Source organism: uncultured Psychrobacillus sp. (assembly GCF_938022135.1).
Classification (GTDB): domain Bacteria; phylum Bacillota; class Bacilli; order Bacillales_A; family Planococcaceae; genus Psychrobacillus.
The window spans coordinates 100354-120687 of record NZ_CALIED010000020.1 but is presented as its reverse complement, the minus strand read 5'-3'; the positions used below and the strand labels follow the sequence as shown (position 1 = coordinate 120687).

Annotated in this window: 18 protein-coding genes and 1 other RNA gene; 14 read left to right on the top strand and 5 right to left on the bottom strand. The window is 40.3% G+C overall.

Going from position 1 to position 20334, the window contains the following annotated elements; all coding sequences use genetic code 11:
- Nucleotides 1–45 precede the first annotated feature (45 nt).
- The 8 genes from Q0371_RS05055 to Q0371_RS05020 all read left to right on the top strand — a co-directional run bounded on the left by Q0371_RS05055 (nt 46) and on the right by Q0371_RS05020 (nt 8273).
- Nucleotides 46–1083, top strand: coding sequence for a sugar-binding domain-containing protein (locus Q0371_RS05055; protein WP_298469026.1), 1038 nt, complete (start codon nt 46–48; stop codon nt 1081–1083).
- A gap of 13 nt (nt 1084–1096) precedes the next feature.
- Complete coding sequence (gene gap / locus Q0371_RS05050) at nt 1097–2104, top strand: type I glyceraldehyde-3-phosphate dehydrogenase (protein ID WP_251555752.1); 1008 nt, start codon at nt 1097–1099, stop codon at nt 2102–2104.
- A gap of 149 nt (nt 2105–2253) precedes the next feature.
- Nucleotides 2254–3438 carry a phosphoglycerate kinase gene (locus Q0371_RS05045; protein ID WP_298469021.1) on the top strand — a complete coding sequence of 395 codons (1185 nt, stop codon included), beginning with the start codon at nt 2254–2256 and terminating at the stop codon, nt 3436–3438.
- Nucleotides 3439–3455: 17 nt separating this feature from the next.
- Complete coding sequence (gene tpiA, locus Q0371_RS05040) at nt 3456–4217, top strand: triose-phosphate isomerase (RefSeq protein ID WP_298469018.1); 762 nt, start codon at nt 3456–3458, stop codon at nt 4215–4217.
- The gene (gpmI, locus tag Q0371_RS05035; protein ID WP_298469015.1) at nt 4210–5748 is read left to right on the top strand and encodes a 2,3-bisphosphoglycerate-independent phosphoglycerate mutase; all 1539 of its coding nucleotides are present in this window, start codon (nt 4210–4212) and stop codon (nt 5746–5748) included. The genes tpiA and gpmI overlap by 8 nt, the downstream gene beginning before the upstream one ends.
- 2 nt (nt 5749–5750) lie before the next feature.
- On the top strand, nt 5751–7046 hold the full coding sequence (gene eno / locus Q0371_RS05030; RefSeq protein ID WP_169359692.1) for a phosphopyruvate hydratase: 1296 nt from the start codon (nt 5751–5753) through the stop codon (nt 7044–7046).
- Nucleotides 7047–7288: 242 nt separating this feature from the next.
- Nucleotides 7289–7627: a hypothetical protein gene (locus tag Q0371_RS05025; protein WP_298469012.1), complete on the top strand. Its 339-nt coding sequence runs from the start codon at nt 7289–7291 to the stop codon at nt 7625–7627.
- Between the two features lie 91 nt (nt 7628–7718).
- Nucleotides 7719–8273, top strand: coding sequence for a hypothetical protein (locus Q0371_RS05020; protein WP_298469009.1), 555 nt, complete (start codon nt 7719–7721; stop codon nt 8271–8273).
- Nucleotides 8274–8307: 34 nt separating this feature from the next.
- On the opposite strand, the gene Q0371_RS05015 is transcribed toward Q0371_RS05020, so the two are convergent.
- On the bottom strand, nt 8308–9807 hold the full coding sequence (locus tag Q0371_RS05015; protein ID WP_298469006.1) for a hypothetical protein: 1500 nt from the start codon (nt 9805–9807) through the stop codon (nt 8308–8310).
- Nucleotides 9808–10001: 194 nt separating this feature from the next.
- On the opposite strand from Q0371_RS05015, the gene secG reads away from it, so the two are divergent.
- The 5 genes from secG to ssrA all read left to right on the top strand — a co-directional run bounded on the left by secG (nt 10002) and on the right by ssrA (nt 14453).
- On the top strand, nt 10002–10229 hold the full coding sequence (gene secG / locus Q0371_RS05010) for a preprotein translocase subunit SecG (RefSeq protein ID WP_169359958.1): 228 nt from the start codon (nt 10002–10004) through the stop codon (nt 10227–10229).
- A 143-nt stretch (nt 10230–10372) separates the two neighbouring features.
- Entirely contained in the window at nt 10373–11119 is a 747-nt protein-coding gene (locus tag Q0371_RS05005; protein ID WP_298469003.1) for a carboxylesterase, read from the top strand.
- A 43-nt stretch (nt 11120–11162) separates the two neighbouring features.
- Entirely contained in the window at nt 11163–13475 is a 2313-nt protein-coding gene (gene rnr, locus Q0371_RS05000) for a ribonuclease R (RefSeq protein WP_298469000.1), read from the top strand.
- 51 nt (nt 13476–13526) lie between these two features.
- Nucleotides 13527–13994, top strand: coding sequence for an SsrA-binding protein SmpB (gene smpB / locus Q0371_RS04995; RefSeq protein ID WP_298468997.1), 468 nt, complete (start codon nt 13527–13529; stop codon nt 13992–13994).
- Between the two features lie 104 nt (nt 13995–14098).
- Nucleotides 14099–14453: a transfer-messenger RNA gene (gene ssrA / locus Q0371_RS04990) on the top strand.
- Between the two features lie 124 nt (nt 14454–14577).
- On the opposite strand, the gene Q0371_RS04985 is transcribed toward ssrA, so the two are convergent.
- Nucleotides 14578–14859 carry a tyrosine-type recombinase/integrase gene (locus Q0371_RS04985; protein ID WP_298468993.1) on the bottom strand — a complete coding sequence of 94 codons (282 nt, stop codon included), beginning with the start codon at nt 14857–14859 and terminating at the stop codon, nt 14578–14580.
- Nucleotides 14860–15322: 463 nt separating this feature from the next.
- Complete coding sequence (locus tag Q0371_RS04980) at nt 15323–16492, bottom strand: AIPR family protein (protein WP_298468990.1); 1170 nt, start codon at nt 16490–16492, stop codon at nt 15323–15325.
- Nucleotides 16493–16619: 127 nt separating this feature from the next.
- Between Q0371_RS04980 and Q0371_RS04975 the strand changes: the two genes are divergently transcribed.
- On the top strand, nt 16620–16925 hold the full coding sequence (locus tag Q0371_RS04975) for a hypothetical protein (protein WP_298468988.1): 306 nt from the start codon (nt 16620–16622) through the stop codon (nt 16923–16925).
- Between the two features lie 391 nt (nt 16926–17316).
- On the opposite strand, the gene Q0371_RS04970 is transcribed toward Q0371_RS04975, so the two are convergent.
- Together Q0371_RS04970 and dcm are read right to left on the bottom strand one after the other, a co-directional pair.
- Nucleotides 17317–18405, bottom strand: coding sequence for a hypothetical protein (locus tag Q0371_RS04970; RefSeq protein WP_298468985.1), 1089 nt, complete (start codon nt 18403–18405; stop codon nt 17317–17319).
- A 123-nt stretch (nt 18406–18528) separates the two neighbouring features.
- The gene (gene dcm, locus Q0371_RS04965; protein WP_298468982.1) at nt 18529–19794 is read right to left on the bottom strand and encodes a DNA (cytosine-5-)-methyltransferase; all 1266 of its coding nucleotides are present in this window, start codon (nt 19792–19794) and stop codon (nt 18529–18531) included.
- Nucleotides 19795–20334: the final 540 nt, after the last annotated feature.

Below are 20334 nucleotides of genomic sequence, written 5' to 3'. Positions count from 1 at the left end.
ATACATGTGGGACAAATATGTCACCACTAGCGTGGGATGTGACAAATGGATTCTTTTCTAAGTGCACAGCTAAAGCTAATGCCAGAGATGAGTGAGCTGCTTCAGAAGAGGTATCGTATTCTCCAAACTATCCAGCTGACCAGAGGTATTGGCCGTCGGGTTCTTGGAGAACAGCTAGACTTAACGGAGCGTGAAACTCGTAAGGAATTGGACGCTCTAAGGACTAAAGGCTTAATAGAAGTTTCTCGTGAGGGAGCGGCTATTACAGCAGAGGGCAATGAGGTTTTGATAGATTTAAAAGAAGTAGTCCGTATGTGGTCAGGTCGATCGCAAATGGAGCTAATGTTAAAGAAATATTTAAATATAAAAGATGTGATTATTGTTCCGGGAAATGTAGATACTGATACTAACACATCTATGCTTTTATCCCAGGAGGCAGCAAAGTATTTAGAAAGTATTTTACTGGATGAATACATCGTTGCAGTTACTGGCGGATCAACGATTGCATCCATCTCCCATGCTATGACCGAATCGTCCAGATGGAAGGATTTGTTGTTTATAGCGGCAAGAGGAGGGGTAGGGAAGGATGTCAGGCTACAAGCAAATACGATTGCGTCTTTGTTTGCTAGCAAGATGAATGGAACCTACCGGACGTTATATATACCGGATCGCTTAAGCGAGGAGGCATATATGACGATGAAGAAGGAGCCTTTTATCCAAGAGATGATGGACCTTTATGAAAGGACAAACATCATTATTCATGGAATAGGCGATGCATTAGAGATGGCCAAGAGAAGAAATTCGAGTGACGAGGAGATTGAGCTTCTAACTAGTAGAGGCGCAGTCAGTGAGTCGTTTGGCTATTATTTCAACAATCACGGTGAAGCTGTTCACCATATTCGCACAATCGGTGTTCAATTAAATCAGCTTCAGCATATAGAGCATCTGCTTGCAGTCGCAGGCGGGGCAAAAAAAGCCAACGCGCTTATTTCTTATTTCAAGCAGGCACCATTGCAAACTGTTCTCGTAACAGATGAAGGGGCGGCCAATGAAATGATGAAAGTAATCCCAAAAAACATTTAGGAGGAATTTTATTATGACAGTAAAATTAGCTATTAACGGATTTGGACGTATCGGACGTAAGGTTTTCAGAGAAGCATTAGAGCAAAAGGATTTAGAAGTAGTAGCAATCAATGACTTAACAGATGCAGCGATGCTTGCTCATTTATTAAAATATGATTCTGTACACGGCATCTCAAATGCTGACATCACTTCAGAGGGTGAATACCTAGTAGTTAACGGGAAAAACATTCAAGTATTTGCAGAAAAGGATCCTTCTGTACTTCCTTGGAAAGACCTTGGAGTAGACATCGTAATCGAATCTACTGGCGTATTCAGCACAGTTGAAAAAGCTGGTAAGCATATCGAGGCTGGAGCTAAAAAAGTTATTCTTTCTGCTCCTGCAAAAGACAATATGCCAACATTCGTAATGGGTGTAAATGAAGATAAATACAACCCAGAAACAGATCACGTAGTATCAAACGCTTCTTGTACAACAAACTGCTTGTCACCAGTGGCAAAAGTATTACAAGATAACTTCGGTATCAAACGCGGAATGATGACAACAATTCACTCATTCACAAATGACCAACGTATCCTAGACTTGCCACATAGCGACTACCGTCGTGCTCGTGCAGCATCTGAATCTATGATTCCTACAACAACTGGAGCAGCAGCTGCAGTGGCGAAGGTTCTTCCTGAGCTAAAAGGTAAATTAGATGGTATGGCTGTTCGTGTACCAACACCAAACGTATCTCTAGTTGACTTTGTAGCAGAGCTAGACAAAGAAGTAACAGTAGAAGAGTTAAACGGCGTGCTTCGTAAAGCTGCTGAAAATGAACTAAAAGGAATTCTTGAATATAACGAGCTTCCATTAGTATCAATCGACTATAACGGCAACACTGCTTCTTCTACAGTAGATGGTCAATCTACAATGGTATTAGGAGATAACCTTGTTAAAGTATTAGCTTGGTATGACAACGAATCAGGATACTCTGCACGTTGTATCGACCTTGCATTATTAATGGCAAAAAAAGGGTTATAATTTCTCGCTAGATACCGAGAAACATTAGGGTTTGGATAGCGTTTAAGTATAATAACCTCTATAATAAAAGAGGGTAAAGGAGCAAAGGTTACCCCTTTTGCTCCTTCTTTTTTTAGTAGGCAATTCAATTACATAAGGAGGCTTATTTCATGAAGGAAAAACAAACAATGAGCGATGTAACGTTAAAGGGAAAACGCGTCTTTTGTCGTGTAGACTTCAATGTACCAGTAGAAGACGGTGCCATTACAGATGATACTCGTATTCGTGCAGCACTACCTACGATCCAATATTTAATCGAGCAAGGAGCGAAAGTGATTCTTGCAAGCCATATGGGTCGCCCAAAAGGGGAAGTAAAGGAAGAGCTACGTTTGACAAAGGTTGGCGAGCATTTAGCTAAGCTATTGAATAAGCCTGTAACTAAATTAGATGAATCAATTGGAGAACAAGTAGAACAAGCGATCTCAGCAATGAATGAGGGAGATATTGTTTTATTAGAAAATGTACGCTTCCACGCTGGAGAAGAGAAAAATGATCCAGAGCTAGCAAAAGCGTTTGCAGCGTTAGCAGATGTGTATGTCAATGATGCATTCGGTGCAGCTCACCGTGCGCATGCAACAACAGAAGGGATTGCGAAGCTTTTACCTGCAGTATCTGGACTCTTGATGCAAAAGGAATTAGATGTGCTAGGAAAGGCTTTATCCACACCTGAACGTCCTTTCACGGCGATCATTGGTGGTGCGAAGGTAAAGGATAAAATCGGTGTCATCGATCATTTATTGGACAAGGTAGACAATATCCTAATCGGTGGTGGATTGTCATATACGTTCACGAAGGCGCAAGGCCATGAAATTGGAACCTCTCTTTTAGAGGAAGATAAAATCGACCTAGCGAAGTCCTTCCTTGAAAAGGCGAAGGAAAAAGGTGTGAACTTCTATTTGCCGATCGATGTAGTCGTTGCGGATGAGTTTTCAAAGGATGCCAACACGAAGGTTGTCCCAGTCGACCAAATTCCATCTGACTGGATGGGCTTGGACATCGGACCAGAAACAGTAAAGCTGTACGATCAAGTCATTAAAGACAGCAAGCTAATTATATGGAATGGACCGATGGGTGTGTTTGAAATGGACGCTTTTGCAAACGGAACGAAGGGTGTTGCGACTGCAATGGCAGAAACTGCTGGCTATACGATCATTGGCGGAGGAGATTCAGCCGCTGCAGTAGAAAAATTTGATGTAGCAGATAAAATGGACCATATCTCAACTGGTGGAGGAGCTTCCTTAGAGTTTATGGAAGGTAAGGACTTACCAGGCGTATCGGCACTAAACGATAAGTAATTGGAGGAGATTTTATTATGCGTAAACAAGTAATCGCAGGAAACTGGAAAATGTACAAAACACTTTCAGAGGCAAAGCAATTTGCTAACGAATTAAAAGAAAAACAGATCGACACTACGAATGTAGAAGCCGTCATCTGCGCTCCGTCTATATTTCTAGAGGCTTTAGTGAACGAGACGAAGGGGTCCTTCATTTCCATCGGTGCACAAAACATGCATGAGGAAAAAGAAGGCGCGTTCACTGGTGAGGTGAGCGGCCACCAATTACAAGATATCGGCGTAAGCTATGTCGTGATTGGACACTCGGAAAGACGTCAATATTTCAATGAAACCGATGAATCCGTCAATAAAAAAGCGAAGGCAGCCTTCGAATATAACTTAACGCCAATCATCTGTGTTGGAGAGTCATTGGAGCAGCGTGAGAGCAACGAAACAGAAAGCATCGTTTCCGCTCAAACAACCGCAGCTCTAGAAGGCTTAACAGAGGAACAAGTGAAAAACACGATTATCGCCTACGAGCCAATCTGGGCTATTGGAACTGGTAAGACAGCTACGGCTGACGATGCAAACGATGTATGTCGTGCAATCCGTGAGACTATTTTAGATGGCTTTGGAGAAGAAGTATCAAGTGCAGTGCGTATCCAATACGGTGGCAGCGTGAAGCCTGAAAATATCGTGGAATTGCTTTCTAAGGAAGATATCGATGGTGCACTAGTTGGCGGGGCAAGCCTACAGGTAGATTCGTTTGTGAAATTACTGGAGGCTGGTGCAAATGCCTAAAAGTCCAGTTGCACTCATTATTTTAGACGGCTTCGGGCTAAGACCCGAAACGTATGGTAATGCCGTATTTCATGCAAAAAAACCAAACTTCGATCGCTACTGGAACCAGTTTCCGAATGCAACCCTGATCGCTTCTGGTGAGGCAGTTGGTCTACCCGATGGACAAATGGGTAACTCAGAGGTTGGTCATTTAAATATCGGTGCCGGAAGAATTGTCTATCAAAACCTTACTCGCATCCATAAATCGATTCGAGATGGAGAATTCTTTAACGAGCAAAAGCTGTTAGCGGCAATTGAGCATGTAAAGCAAACAGGTGGCAAGCTGCATTTAATGGGCTTACTATCAGATGGCGGTGTTCATAGTCATTATTCTCATCTATTTGCTTTGTTGAAGCTAGCTAAGGCGCAAGGACTGGACGATGTATTTGTACATGGCTTTTTAGATGGTCGTGACGTTGGTCCACGTACATCTGTCGCTTATGTAGCGGAAACAGAGAAGCAAATGAAGGAAATCGGAATCGGTAAGTTTGCTTCTATTAGTGGACGCTACTACGCAATGGACCGTGACCGTCGCTGGGAGCGTGTCATCCTTGCTTATCAGGCAATGGTTGATGGAGTCGGTAAAACGGCGGAAAGCGCGACGCAAGGGATTCTTAATTCGTACGAGGAAGATATTGCAGATGAATTTGTTGTCCCATTTGTCATCGAGGAAAATGGACAGCCCGCTACGACGATTGATACGAACGATGCGGTCATCTTCTTTAATTTCCGTCCAGACCGTGCGATCCAATTATCGATGGCGCTTAACACACCTTCATTCGATAGCTTCTCGCTTAGTGAGAAGCATCCGAAAAATCTGAAGTTCGTGACATTCACGCATTATAGTGATGACGTGGTCGCTGATGTAGTATTTGAAACAGTCGATTTATCGAACACGATCGGCGAGGTATTGGCAGCTCGTGATAAAACACAGCTACGCATTGCCGAAACGGAGAAGTATCCACATGTGACCTTCTTTATGAGTGGTGGCCGTGAGGAGACATTCCCTGGAGAACAGCGAATTCTTATTAATTCTCCTAAAGTGGCAACCTATGATTTGAAGCCTGAAATGAGTGCCTATGAGCTAACCGATGCTTTATTAGGTGAAATTGCATTAGATAAATTCGACGCAATCATCTTAAACTTTGCTAACCCAGATATGGTCGGCCATAGCGGTATGCTAGAGCCAACTATTAAAGCAATCGAGGCAGTGGATACTTGCCTTGGTAAAGTAGTAGATGCTATTTTAGCAAAAGGTGGCCAGGCCATCATAACAGCAGACCATGGGAACTCCGATGAGGTAACGACCCTCGAGGGGAATCCGATGACTGCTCATACAACCAACCCTGTTCCAGTGATTGTGACCGAAAAAGGAGCGAAACTTCGAACAGATGGAATTTTAGCCGATTTGGCTCCAACCATGTTACACTTATTAGGTATAGAAGCACCGCCTGAAATGACAGGTAAAACATTAATCGAAACGGAGAGTTGAAAATGCCAATTATTACACAAATTCAAGCTCGTGAGGTATTAGATTCACGCGGGAACCCAACAGTTGAAGTAGAAGTATTCACAGAAAGCGGAGCATATGGCCGCGCAATCGTACCATCTGGTGCATCTACTGGTGAATACGAAGCGGTAGAACTTCGCGATGGCGACAAATCAAGATACCTTGGAAAAGGTGTATTAAAAGCGGTAGAAAACGTGAACAACGTAATCGCGGCAGAATTAGAAGAAAATTTCTCAGTGTTAGACCAAGTAGAAATCGACCATGCCATGATCGAGCTAGACGGTACAGAAAACAAAGGTAACCTAGGAGCTAATGCTATTCTAGGAGTTTCTATAGCCGTAGCACACGCTGCAGCAGACTATTTAGATGTACCTTTATATCAATACCTAGGCGGGTTTAACGCAAAGCAACTTCCAGTTCCGATGATGAATATCGTAAACGGCGGCGAGCATGCTGACAACAACGTAGACATCCAAGAATTCATGATCATGCCAGTAGGAGCAGAATCATTCCGTCACGCACTACGCATGGGCGCTGAAATCTTCCACAGCCTAAAATCAGTATTAAAAGATGCTGGCTTAAACACAGCTGTTGGGGATGAAGGCGGATTCGCACCAAACTTAAAATCAAATGAAGAAGCTCTTTCTACAATCATGACTGCCATAGAAAAAGCTGGCTACAAACCAGGTGAAGAAGTCCTTCTTGCAATGGACGTTGCAGCTTCTGAGTTATTCAACAAAGAAGACGGCAAATACCACCTAACTGGAGAAGGCGTAGTGAAAACTTCAGAGGAAATGGTTGATTGGTACGAAGAGCTTAGCAATAAATATCCAATCATCTCAATCGAAGACGGATTAGACGAAAACGACTGGGCTGGCCACAAGCTTCTAACAGATAGAATCGGCAAAAAAGTTCAGCTAGTTGGAGACGATCTATTCGTAACAAACACGAAAAAACTAGCACAAGGGATCGAGCAAGGCGTAGGTAACTCCATCCTTGTGAAAGTAAACCAAATCGGTACACTAACAGAAACATTCGACGCAATCGAAATGGCAAAACGCGCTGGCTACACAGCAGTAATCTCCCACCGTTCTGGAGAGTCTGAAGACGTAACAATCGCAGACCTAGCAGTAGCAACAAACGCTGGCCAAATCAAAACAGGAGCACCATCCCGCTCTGACCGCGTAGCAAAATACAACCAACTTCTACGTATCGAGGACCAACTGTACAACACAGCTCAATACCTAGGAAAAGATACATTCTATAACTTGAAAAAATAATGATTAGTGAAAGCTCCTTAACACATTTGTGTTGAGGAGTTTTTTTGTGGAAAAGAGAGTATGGAGCAGGAGAGTAGGAGGGAGAAAGTATTGCGAGGAATAGGGGAAGTGTTGCGCGAATGGAGCGAAGTGTTGCAGTAATGGGGCAAAGTGTTGCGCGAACCGGAGGAAGTATTGCGGGAAATAAAAGAGTTGCGGGAAATGAGGTAAGTGTTGCGCCAAAGGAGTGAAGTGTTGCAGAAATGGGGCAAAGTGTTGCGCAAACGGGAGGAAGTATTGCGGGAAATAAAAGAGTTGCGGGAAATAGAGCAAGTGTTGCGCGAATGGCGAGAAGTGTTGCAGTAATTGGGCAAAGAGTTGCGCGAATGGATCGTAGTGTTGCAGAAATGGGGCAAAGTGTTGCGCAAAAAGGGAGGATGCATCGGCAACTTGGAGAACCTTGCGGAGATGGAGCGGAACCTTGCAGAAACAGAGTAGAACCTTGCGGAGATCAAACGAAACCTTGCACAAAGAGCATAGAACCTTGCGGAAACAAGCATAAACCTTGCAGAAAGCCTAAATCCCGTCCAAATACGGAGTAAATCCCACTCCCACTCTCCTCATCAAAATCTCTTATATACTTCCATACGCTCATTTAGTATTATTTAACAAATTAGAGTTATAAATAGGAGAGTGACAGCTATAAAAAAGCTTCTCATTGCGAGTACCTTATTTGCCTTCTTTATCGTTTATGTAATTTACAATTGGAGCCAGGATCCCACGGAGGAAGATGTTTTGCGGAACACGAAAAATTGGTCGTCGAGCGTGGAAGAGGTTTACGGTATTATACAGCAAGATGGTGAGTGGTTAGCGTTTTATAGGATTCCGCATTCTATCACGGTCGTCGCTAGGCTAAAGCAAAATTGGATGGGTACATGGAAGATGATTAATTACTCCGGGCAAAGAGGGGTTATAGCAAGTGTGGGTGAGATTCTTTCAGAAACAGATGACTTAATTCCTTGGCAAGCAAGCGGATATGAAAATGGGTACATTCTTCTCATGTCCATAGAAGACCCTCACATTGATGATTTAGTGATAACGGCTAATGGAAAGGAATATAAGAATATTTCTTTTATTGAACTCGCAGGAAAGAGATTTGTTTTATTAGACGTGAAGGGTACATGGAATTCCTTTTCCTATCAGGCTCTTTCAAAGGATGGAGAGGTCATAGTAGCCTATCCAAAGTAAAAGAGAGCAGGAATCCCCTCCTGCTCTCTTTCTATTAAAATATATACGGTCCGACCAGGAAAAACAGGACGGCTAGATTCATAAAGGTCGCGTATATTACCATATACGTGTAATCATCTTCTTCCGGCTTATATCGGGCAAGAAGTAATGGTACGGTCGACAGCAAGCTTCCGGCGATCAATAAAACAACGAAATGCCAGCTTTCTGTAATGAAAGGGATGTTCGCAATTGTTGTCTCGACCTTCGTGAAGCGATATAGGAAGAAAATCTGTAATATCAACAAAGATACGACATGAATGATAAATCCAAGCGTATACGTTCTTTCAAATCTAAAACGATTTAAAACCGCTGTACTTATATACGAGATCGCAAAGGCTAGGATGATCCAGGCGAAGCCGAACAGGACGAGCATTAAGCCGTTAAAGGATTTGCTGAACTGGGTGTAGGCTGCCTGCTTGTAGTCCTCTTTTGCGATTTGTTTACTTTCCTCTATTTTACTAGGTTCAGAGGAGGTATAAACTAATTCCCTTTGAGAGCCGTTCATTTCTAGAAAAGCGACCTCGTCTTTATTGAGGATCACTGGACGCTCGTATCTTGTACCTGCCTTCGTTAAGGAGGTGGCAAGCACTTTACCGCCAGCTAGCTCACCGAGGAATACTTGGTTTTTATTGCCGGCACGGGTCGCGGTAAAGGCGATTAGCGTTTGTCCGTCCTGCTGAAACAGCGTGGCGTGCGTAATGTCATCTAGTGTGCGACCGTCCTGCTCGTGATGGAACGATAGCTTCGACAGCTGGATGGCTTGGTTTGGTGACAGGTCAAAGGCAGCTTGTTGGATGACCTTTGTCTTCGCACCACCGGAAACCATGGTTGTATCCATGAGCAGCAGGAATGCTCCTGGGTACTGCTCGATCATTTGAATAGAGGATACTAGACTTGCGGTGCTCGTTAGCTTGAACAGCTGAACCGGCTCGTTTGCTAGATGATAGACGGCGAAGCGATCTCCTTGGCTTTCCTTTGTAATGGCCAATATGTGATCCCCGATAATTTTTACATCGTAGATGGGCTCGGCCACTTCGTAAGACTTCTCCTGTCCGTTATCCAAAACGGTTAGCTGGTGGTCCTTTGTCCAATAGACAAGCACATCCCCAGATTTCACGAAGTTTTGTACGTCCTGAGCGATTTCCGTGTCGTCATGCATTAACGTATAATTTTTAATAAAATAAGATTCCGCCTCGTTGCTCCAGACGTTCGTGCTTGAGCTAGATAATGCGAGGCTGCGAGCTTCCTGACACTTTAAATCTAAATCACAGGAGAGAATGGCCTGCTCCTTAAAGTTTCGAAGCGTGATCACATAACCATTTTCCTCATTCAAAACTTGAAAATTAGAATAATTGCTTGCAGGAGTTTCCACGGAAAAGGTTCTGCTCCAATTGTCCGATGGTAGTCTCGTTTCTTCCTTTAATGTAAACCAATACACGATAGCGATTAACGCTAATAGGATAATGCTTGTCATAGCAAATAATTTTTTATTCACGATTAATCTTTCCCATTCTCTATGTATTTGACAATATAAACCATTAAATCTTTCTTATTTCATTTTAACGCTAGATTATGAGAAAATATATGATATTATTTAGATAACTACTTTAAAATTGATAGACTGTTGTCAGTTCTATTTAAATTTGGTAAAATTATATTGTTGTGATGTTCTAATCGGGAGGTGTAACAATGAATACATTATTAATGACATTATTAATCATCGTCTCGCTTGCTTTGATCGTAGTAGTATTATTACAATCAGGGAAAAGTGCTGGGCTATCAGGAGCCATCTCCGGGGGAGCTGAACAACTCTTTGGAAAACAGAAAGCTCGTGGTATGGATTTGATCTTACATAGAGCGACTATCGTGCTTGCTGTATTATTCTTCGTATTAACGATAGCTGTTACTAAATTTTAAAAAACGAATGTATACGCCTAACCATACTTTCAAATGGTTAGGCGTTTTCTTTTATATTTGGGCATACATAAGATAAAATTAATAAGGGAAAGGTATATACTAGTAAAATAGCAGTGTTGATGGAAACAGGAGGTTTTATTGGAATGCGCATCACAACACCAAAACCGTTCTTCTTTGAGGCTGGAAAGCGAGCGGTATTATTATTACATGGATTTACTGGCAATTCGTCCGACGTGCGGATGCTGGGACGTTTTTTAGAAAAGAATGGATACACCTCACTTGCGCCGCATTATAAGGGACACGGTGTGCCGCCAGAGGAGCTGCTCGAAACAGGTCCGAAAGACTGGTGGAAGGACGTCATGAAGGCATACGACCGCTTAAAGGCAGCTGGCTATGACGAGATTGCGGTAGCCGGATTATCGCTTGGAGGCGTATTTTCGTTGAAATTGGGGTATACAGTGCCTGTAAAGGGAATCGTAACGATGTGCTCTCCGATGACAATGAAAACGACGGACGTTATGTTCGAGGGCGTCATAAAATATGCCAAGGAATACAAGAAATATGAAGGTAAAAGCGACGAGCAAATAGAAGAAGAAGTAGAGAAGATTCGCCAAAACCCAATGCAGACATTGGGCGAGCTGCGTGAATTCGTCTACGAGGTCCGCGATCATGTGGATCATATATATGCTCCGCTTCTCGTTACACAGGGCAAAAAGGACTCGGTGATTGATATAAACTCTGCGAACTATATTTACGAGCAGTCTGAATCACTAGAAAAAAAGCTGAACTGGTACGAGGAATCTGGTCATGTCATTACGCTAGGACCAGAAAAGGAAACGTTACACGAAGATATATTAAACTTTTTAGAATCGCTGGATTGGAATGTGTAAAATAGGCCATTTCCGCACACGCTGAAAAGGGAGGGATGTTTAGATGGAAAATATGAAAGAACAATTATTAGAATTAATGAATTCAGAAGAATATAAACCGATGACCACGAAGGAGCTAGAGGACCATTTTGAAATGACCGAGGCCGACGACTTCAAGGAGCTAGTCAAAACACTAGTGTCCATGGAGGACGCTGGAGCAGTTGTCCGTTCACGTTCTAATCGTTATGGTGTCCCATCTCGCATGAATTTAATCGTCGGGAGCTTCATCGGTCATGCAAAAGGCTTCGGCTTTGTGACGCCGGAGGAAAGTGGAATGGATGATATTTTTATTCCCCCTACGGAAATTAACGGAGCAGTAAACGGAGACAAGGTGCTCGTACGCGTATCGAAGGAATCATCTGGAGACCGCAGAGAAGGTACGATCATCAAAATCACGCAGCGTGGGATGTCCCAGGTTGTCGGAACGTTCCAGGACAATAAAGGCTTCGGCTTCGTAATACCGGATGACAAGAAAGTGCCAATGGATGTATTCGTCGCAAAAGGCGACACATTAGGTGCGGTAGACGGTCACAAGGTAGTCGTTGAGATTACCGACTGGCCGAATGAAAGAAAGTCTGCAACAGGGATCGTAACGAAAATTCTTGGTCACAAAAATGATCCAGGCGTCGATATTCTATCAATCATCTACAAGCATGGTATCACGATCGACTTCCCGAAAGAGGTAATCGACCAAGCAGAAGCGGTGCCAGACCAAATCGCAGAAGGTGATTTAGAAGAACGTAGAGATCTTCGCGATGAAGTGATCGTGACGATTGATGGAGCTGACGCAAAGGACTTGGATGATGCAGTTACCGTAACGAAGCTGCCTGACGGTACATATAAGCTTGGCGTACATATTGCAGACGTAAGCCACTATGTAACAGAGGGATCCGCGCTTGACCGCGAGGCATATGACCGTGGTACGAGTGTGTATTTAACAGACCGTGTAATTCCAATGATTCCACATCGTCTATCGAACGGTATTTGTTCATTGAATCCACAGGTCGATCGTTTAACGCTATCATGTGAAATGATCATTAACGGCTCTGGTATGGTGACGTCCCATGAGATTTTCCAAAGTGTGATCCGCACAACGGAGCGTATGACGTACTCAGATGTGTATAAAATCTTAGAAGAAAAAGATGAGGATTTAATCGAGCGCTATAAGGACCTTGTGCCAATGTTCGAGAACATGGCGGAGCTTGCGGCAGTGCTTAGAAAGAAACGCGAGGAACGCGGAGCTATCGATTTCGACTTCCCAGAGGCTAAAATTCTAGTAGACGACGATGGCTGGCCAACAGAGGTCGCTATTCGTGAGCGTACGGTGGCAGAGAAGCTGATCGAGGAATTCATGCTAGCTGCCAATGAAACCGTAGCAGAGCACTTTAAATGGATGGATGTGCCATTCATTTACCGTATCCATGAAGATCCTAAGCCAGAAAAGCTTCAACGCTTCTTCGGCTTCCTAACGAACTTCGGCTTAGTAGTAAAAGGAACAGGCAATGACATTCACCCGAAAGCTCTTCAAGAGATCATTGAAAGCATCGAGGGAATGCCAGAGGAGCCAGTTATCTCGACGATGCTTCTTCGTTCCCTACAGCAGGCAAAATATTACGGAGAATGTCTAGGTCACTTTGGTTTATCGACTGAGTTCTATACACATTTCACGTCTCCGATTCGTCGTTACCCTGACTTGATCGTACACCGTCTGATCCGTACGTATTTAGTGAATGGGGATGTATCATCCGCAACGGTTAACCATTGGGGTGCAATCATCGACGACATCGCAGAGCATACATCCAAACGCGAGCGCCGTGCAGTAGATGCAGAGCGTGACACGGATGCACTGAAAAAAGCACAATATATGGCGGATAAAATCGGTGAGGAATTCGAGGGTATCGTGAGCTCGGTTACGAACTTCGGTATGTTCATCGAGCTTCCAAACACGATCGAGGGTCTTGTCCATGTGACGAACATGACAGACGACTACTACCGCTTTGATGACCGTCAAATGATGATGATCGGGGAGCGCTCTGGTAAGCAGTTCCGTATCGGTGACGAGGTGACGGTTAAGGTTTCCGGCGTTAAGCCAGAGGAAGCAGCAATCGACTTCGAGGTTGTCGGCATGAAGAAAGCATTTGGCCGCAGCACGCGTAAGGAAAGCCCTAAGGTCATCCACGCATCGAAAAAAGGCTCTGGCAAGGATAGAAAAGATAAATCACAGCCAGGACCGAAAAAAGGACCAAATCAGAAAAAGAAATTCTACGAAGGCGTTGCGAAGAAATCTCAAAAACGCAAGCGACCAAAGAAAAAATAAAGAGGGAGCGGCCTAGGTCGCTCCACCTAGCTTTAGACAGGGGTGAATAGAATGGCAAAGAAGCATGACGACAAGCCACTAGCACAAAACAAGAAGGCCAATCATGACTATTTTATCGAGGAAACAATCGAGGCAGGTATCGTCCTACAAGGGACCGAGATCAAATCCATTCGTAACGGGAAGGTGCAGCTAAAGGACGCATTCGTACGCATCCGCAACAACGAGGCGTGGATCTCCAACATGCACATCAGCCCATACGAGCAGGGAAATCGCTTCAACCACGATCCGCTGCGTTCTCGCAAGCTACTACTACACAAAAAGCAAATCAGCTCGCTAATCGGTGAAACAAAACGTGATGGCTTCACCATCGTACCGCTTAAAATGTACTTAAAGAACGGCTACGCAAAGGTCCTAATCGGCATCGGTAAAGGGAAAAAGGATTACGACAAGCGCGACACATTAAAGAAAAAAGAAGCAAAACGCGACATCGAGCGAGCATTCAAGGATGCACAACGCTAAGGCACTTCCACGTTATCCGGATAGTGGCAGTATGTATCACTTGAATTTTGACCTAATTTGATGTATAGTTATCTATGTAACGAAGCTTACATTATTCCATAAACGGGGACGTTATGGATTCGACAGGGATAGTCTAAGCTTGAGTTGCGCGTCAGAGGCTCGGCTCTGTAAAAACGGACCTTATAATAACAGGCAAAACAAACAACAACTTAGCATTCGCAGCGTAAGCTCGGATCTGCTTTATCTATCCATCGCCCATGTGGCTAGGTAGAGCTCACTCTTAGTGGGATACGGTTGGCAGTGCCACTTGAGCTGTCAGCAAGAGATTTCCAAGTTAGCGTACAGGACGCCCGCTTATCGGCATAATGCTACGCGAAACTTCAAATAGGTAAGATACACGCGTAGAAGCTTAAGTGTTAGAGTTTCTGGACGCGGGTTCAAATCCCGCCGTCTCCATATACCGAAATCATATGATTTCATTCAGTGTTAAAACCCTTGGTATTCAAGGGTTTTTTCTTTTTGCCTATATCATTTAGTTTCAATGAATATCAATCGAACGTAGTCAAAAACGTAGTCAAAAATGTTACAAGTTTATATAGCTAGCAAACTTTAAAATTGCTTCGTCTTTTGGTTTCTGTGTAACGTGTGTGTAAATATCCATTGTTGTTTTTACATCAGTGTGCCCTAAACGAACTTGAACTTCTTTTAAACTAGCACCCGCTTCAAACAGTAAAGAACAATGCGTGTGGAGTAAACCATGCGTTGTAATCTTACCTAGATTGTATTTCGTTTGTACGTGTATGATCCATTTCCTAAGCTTTGTAAGTTGTAAGTACTCATTTTTGTCATTGTGATTAGGTTTCATCGTATTAAAGCCTAATAACAGATAATCTTGCTTCTGCTTTTTCTTTCACTCTTTTAAAACAGCCATTGTCTTGTCGCCCATTTTAATTGTACGAGCAACACCTGTTTTTGTGGATTTAACATAAAGTTGGATTACTTTTACCACGTTGAGCCTTGCTGATTCGCAGTTCGTTTGTTGTGAAGTTTAAGTTATTCCAAGTAAGAGCCAGTGCTTCATATTTACGCATTCCACTGAAAGCGAGGGAACGGAATAGAGCATAAGCTTTGTGGTTACTTTCACTCTTTAAGGATGATAGGAACTTTTTGTGAATGATGATTTGGAGGAGCCGTGTGCGTAAATAACGCAACCACGGTTCTGTAAGGAGGAAGCAACACAATCTATCGAAAGGTAGCTGAATGTTGTAAATCCGCATTTCCTATAGATAAAAATAGCCCTCTTCTTTTAAAAGAGGGAGGGCTTATTTTTATTTGTTTTGTTGTTCCATAAAATAAGCTAATAGTAAATCTTTTTGGATACTATCTACAATTCGATAATTTGATTGCCAAAGAGTTTTACTTTTACCTACTTGTTGAGGGTTTGTATCTGTATCAAAAGTATTTTGTACTAAACGAAGACCAGCTTTTTCCCAAACTTCAATTGGGTCAAATCTCCATTCTAAAACACCATCTTCTTCTTTTAATAGTGCTCTAAAAGCACCGAAGATAGGGAGAATAAATCCAATGGAGATTTCATGAGAAAGTGTTTTTTGAGTAAATAATGTTGAGAAATTGCCGTTGCTCTCAACCCCACGAACACCTCCGAAACGACCAGTTCTTCCCTCTTCATTTTTAAATTCTTGATATCTTTCTGGTAATTCGGTTTGGATTTTTTCATACAACTCGACAAGTTTAGGAATCTGTAAAGCTAATTGTCTGTAGATATTAGGATTACTGTCGAATTCTTTTTTGTAATCTTTAAATACAGAATGTTTAGCAGAATATGTTGACACAGGAGCACTACTATCATCTGGATAACGTTTAATATTAAAAGCAAACATTAGTTTTAATAATTCGATGATAGGAATACGTTTGTTATCATTATCTTTAAAAGCAACTTCATTTACATAAACTTCATTTTTTATTGCTTCTTTAACAAAATCAAATTTATCATCAAGTTCGAATAGTGCAAGGTCACTAACTTGAGCAGATGTGTTTCGTGCATCTGCTAGTGCAGCTACATCTAAATCCTTTCCAATTAGAATCTCTAGTTTAACATATTTTTTTGTAGTTATAGATAAATGGTTACGATTTTCAATAATTGCTTGATACGTGTGACCTCCATCGAGGATTCCAAACTTTTTTGGATCATCCCCTAAGTCTAATTCAGCCATACTATCGTTTGTATGAAATTTAAAGTTATTTGCGGTAATAACAATACCACGGTTATTAAGGTCAAAATCATTATCCGTGCTTTTAACCGCAGTAATTAGTTGTTTAGCTACAGACGTATTCATTTTAGGTTTTCGGGGATTTACTTCTAAAGAAATACCACTTGGTAAATCTTGAAATTCCGTCCATGCATAATAAGTTGTAACGTTCGGATTTGATGGTGATGTGATTGTTCGTACTGTTTTTACTTTAAACTTTGTATTCATTTGAATACCTCCTAAATTTTTTCGCTTGAGCATTTGTGCTAAGCAGTAATTAAATCTTACCTTAATAATCCGATTTTAAAAAGGAACCATAGTTCCTTTTTAATTATTTTTTTGTTAAATTAGGTATATGACAAAAAAACAACTATTAACTGAACATGCTATAAAACTAGGAAATATTATTAAAGACTACAGATTAGCACTTTCTCTTGAAAAGAAATCAAGGCAATACTTCATTGATGATCGAATTAATAAGCAATTATTACCTGAAGATTGGATATCTGAAAAAACGTTAACAAATATTGAAAATGGATACAATATGCCTAGCTTAGTAACATTGAAATATTTATCCATTGCTTTAGAAGTTGATTTTCTAGTTCTAATAAATGCTATAGAAAAATATATTTTACCTTCTGAAAATAGTAATCGAAACTAGGAGAAGGTTCTTAACAAGGCCTTTTTTTTGCCTTCATTCATAAAGAAAGCCAATCTTATTTAGTTATTTTTAGATAGATTTTGGTTATTATTGTTTTGAACTTATAATTGTTTAAGTTAAGAAGATATAATGCCTTGATGTGGGCTGCTTATAAGAAAAATGAGGAAATAAGGATATTTTAGTAGACGTTCAAGTAAACCAACGACTTAAAAAACGAAATAGGAGAATTAGCATTTTTTTGGCCAGAGAAGTGACAGGTGCATACTACTAATTTGTGAATAGTTGAATAGCAACGGAAAAAGCTTGGTAGAGCCTTATATAATAAGGTTTTTACCAAGCTCTTTGATTATTGATACCGGTTCTGATACACCAATCTATACGTTAGTAGGGTTTACCAAAAATTTTTTAGGTTAATTTTAATCTTAATTACTTCATCATTTGAACTGGTTATAAACATTTCAGGCTGAAATGTTTCGATTATTAACAAGTAGTTATCTAAAAGTGAATCGTCTAAATCAAATTGAATTTCAGGGAACTGATTCTCCCAATTTGTAAAACATAATTGTGAAAACTCAGAATCTAACGGATTTGTTAAAACTTCTTTAATTACAGAATTCAATTCTTGGAAATTTAATAACATTTTAGGATACCAAGAATCATCACTTAGTAAAACTTGTCCACCAGATGTAAATATATCTCTTAAGGAAGATGTATAAACAAAATGCTTAGAAATTAAGTAAGGGGCAACTTGACTATAGTCTGCTCGACTTCTAAAGAGATAATTAGGGAATAGAATATAACATTCAGCTTTAAGTTGGTTTTGTAAAATAGGTGATAAACTACTGAAAGGTATTGGTTCTAAATTTGGTATCTCATCATCTTTATTATCTAATTGAGTAGTATTTATATACCACTTATCACCTAATTTATCTTTTGAGACTTCAAAGTACTCTCTAAGAAACTCGTTTTTAACTTCATTAGTTAGCGTTCGGAATATTGCATAGTTTTCATATTTGTTAAATATTTTTTCTATGGCTTCTTCATCTGAGTTCATATTTATCGCAAATCTAGGGGAGTGTGTTACTTCGATTTTATCAATACTTTTTCCATAAGGAGCATATTTAATTTCAATGTAATTAATTGGTTCTTTCTTTTTAGGTTTTCGACCGTAAAATACAAATATTTCTTCATATTCTGTCGAAGAACTTAAACTTTCAAAGATACTATTTCCTTTTGACCGCCAGTTTCCTGAATTAGAATACTTAATTTCCAATCCGTAAAATTTTCCGGATAGCTCTATTTCAAAGTCAGGAAATGCATGAATCCCATTGTGTTTTACATTGATTGTGGATATTTTTAATAACTCATCAAATACTAAACTTTCAAATCCATTACCATTTTCTATCGAGTGTAAAAGGTTTTCATTGCCTTCGATAGTGGCTTTTAAATCCTCTAAAATACTTTCAATATTTTCAGTCATTGTGTCATCTCCCTCTATTTATAAATATAACTCTAACACAATAAGGAAGGTGAGGAAGATTAAATAAAAAAACGGTAATAAAAAAGACAATCAAAATATTGATTCGATTGTCTGTTACTGATGCTAATTAAAATATAAATGCCAATTTGATTCTAATCTTTTTGCTATATGGTATCCTAATAATGGAGGCACAGCATTTCCAATAATTTTATATGCACTAGAAGCAGATAAACCTTCGATTTCTAGTTCTTTATTTTTGTCCCAAACGAATTCATAATCATCAGGGAAAGTTTGAATTCTTGCACATTCTCTTACTGTAAGACGACGTGGTAATAATCCAGCTTTTAATTCTTCTAAATAAACTCCACCATTTTCTTCTGATAACCTTCTAAATTCTATATTGCCATGATGTTCTGAACGAATTGTTGGAGCGATTCCATTCAAATTTACTTCGTTTTGTCCTTGGCAATGAGCACCCATAAATTTAGCTTTAGAGTATTTCTTTTGAGCCATATCAAGAGTTTCATCCGGCTCTTGTAGCCCGGTGAAAGCTTCTTGAGTAGTAACAAAAGGAGCTAAAGAAGAATTGTTTGGTTGAGTATTCGGTAAATAATGAGTTTTTAATGGATAAGGATCGAATTGCTCAGGGATAGACTCTAATGTTAAAGCAGCAATTGCTTCGTTTGTAAGGTAGTCTTTATTAAATCCATAAAATATTACACGTTCTCTCGATTGTGGTACGCCGTATTCTGCAGAATGTAATACTTTAGCTGGAATAACGATAAAGCCATTTTCTCCAATGTTTCTAAAGTCATTTTCAATAATTTCTTTTACATCACCAAGGTTTACTAACCCTTTTACATTTTCGGCAATGAATACTTTTGGCTTCGTAACTGAAATTACTTCACGCATCCACATATATAATTGTCCACGGCTTTCTTCGCTAGGTTCATCAATATCTGAAATTTCGCCATTATGAGACTTTTTAGAGTTTAAGCCTTGTCGGTTGCCAGCTACTGAGAAATCTTGACAAGGGAAGCCGCCTGTTACTACGTCTACATCTGAAGGGAATATTTCTTTAATACCTGTTTTATACTTCTTAACTAAGTCAACGATGCTTTCTAGATGATAAATATCAGGAGAAAGTCCTTTTTTGCTAAAATATTTAATCCAAGCCCTTTTGGCATCAGGACGGATATCGTTTGCAAAGATAGTTTTAAAAATAGTTTCTTCTAAGTACGACCATGTGTTGTCTAATTTAGATGTAGTCCAATTAGGATTAACGACAGGATTTAGAGCACGGCTTAAAACATTAAAGCCACCTTCAAAGCCTAAGTCCATTCCTCCACATCCTGAAAATAATGATAAAACTTTTAATTTTTTTTGCATTAATTTTTCCCCCATAACAATTACATTATATATAAAAATGAAGAAAATTACTTAATTAATATCTTTGTTTTGGCACGATTAGTTTTAATCATACCTAAAGTCACAGCTTTTTATAAAGGTTGAGAGAAGAAGACCATAAACCATTCTAGAATAATTTTGAGAATGCTGTTCAGTTAAACTACTTTTGCAAATCTGAATATCTAGATTTGTTATATTATAAAGTTTCTTTTTCCCGATTTCATAATCTTCTTTAACATAAGCATTTGAATTTCAATTGTTGTTATTTGTACTTTAGATTTATATTCAAGGATAAACTACTGTTCGAAACTTGCCAAAATCTTGAGCCTCTTTAAAAATCTCCTTGTAGAAACAGTGTTTGCAGACACTGCCGTCCCCGATATATTCCCACATCCTATTTTATAAGTATAAACCAACAAGAAATTAATATCAACGACTTTATGTGTAGTTTTATGTACGTTTTTATGTACGAATTAATGGAGTATGATAATATTTATTTGTTGTTATGCTATATTTAATAAA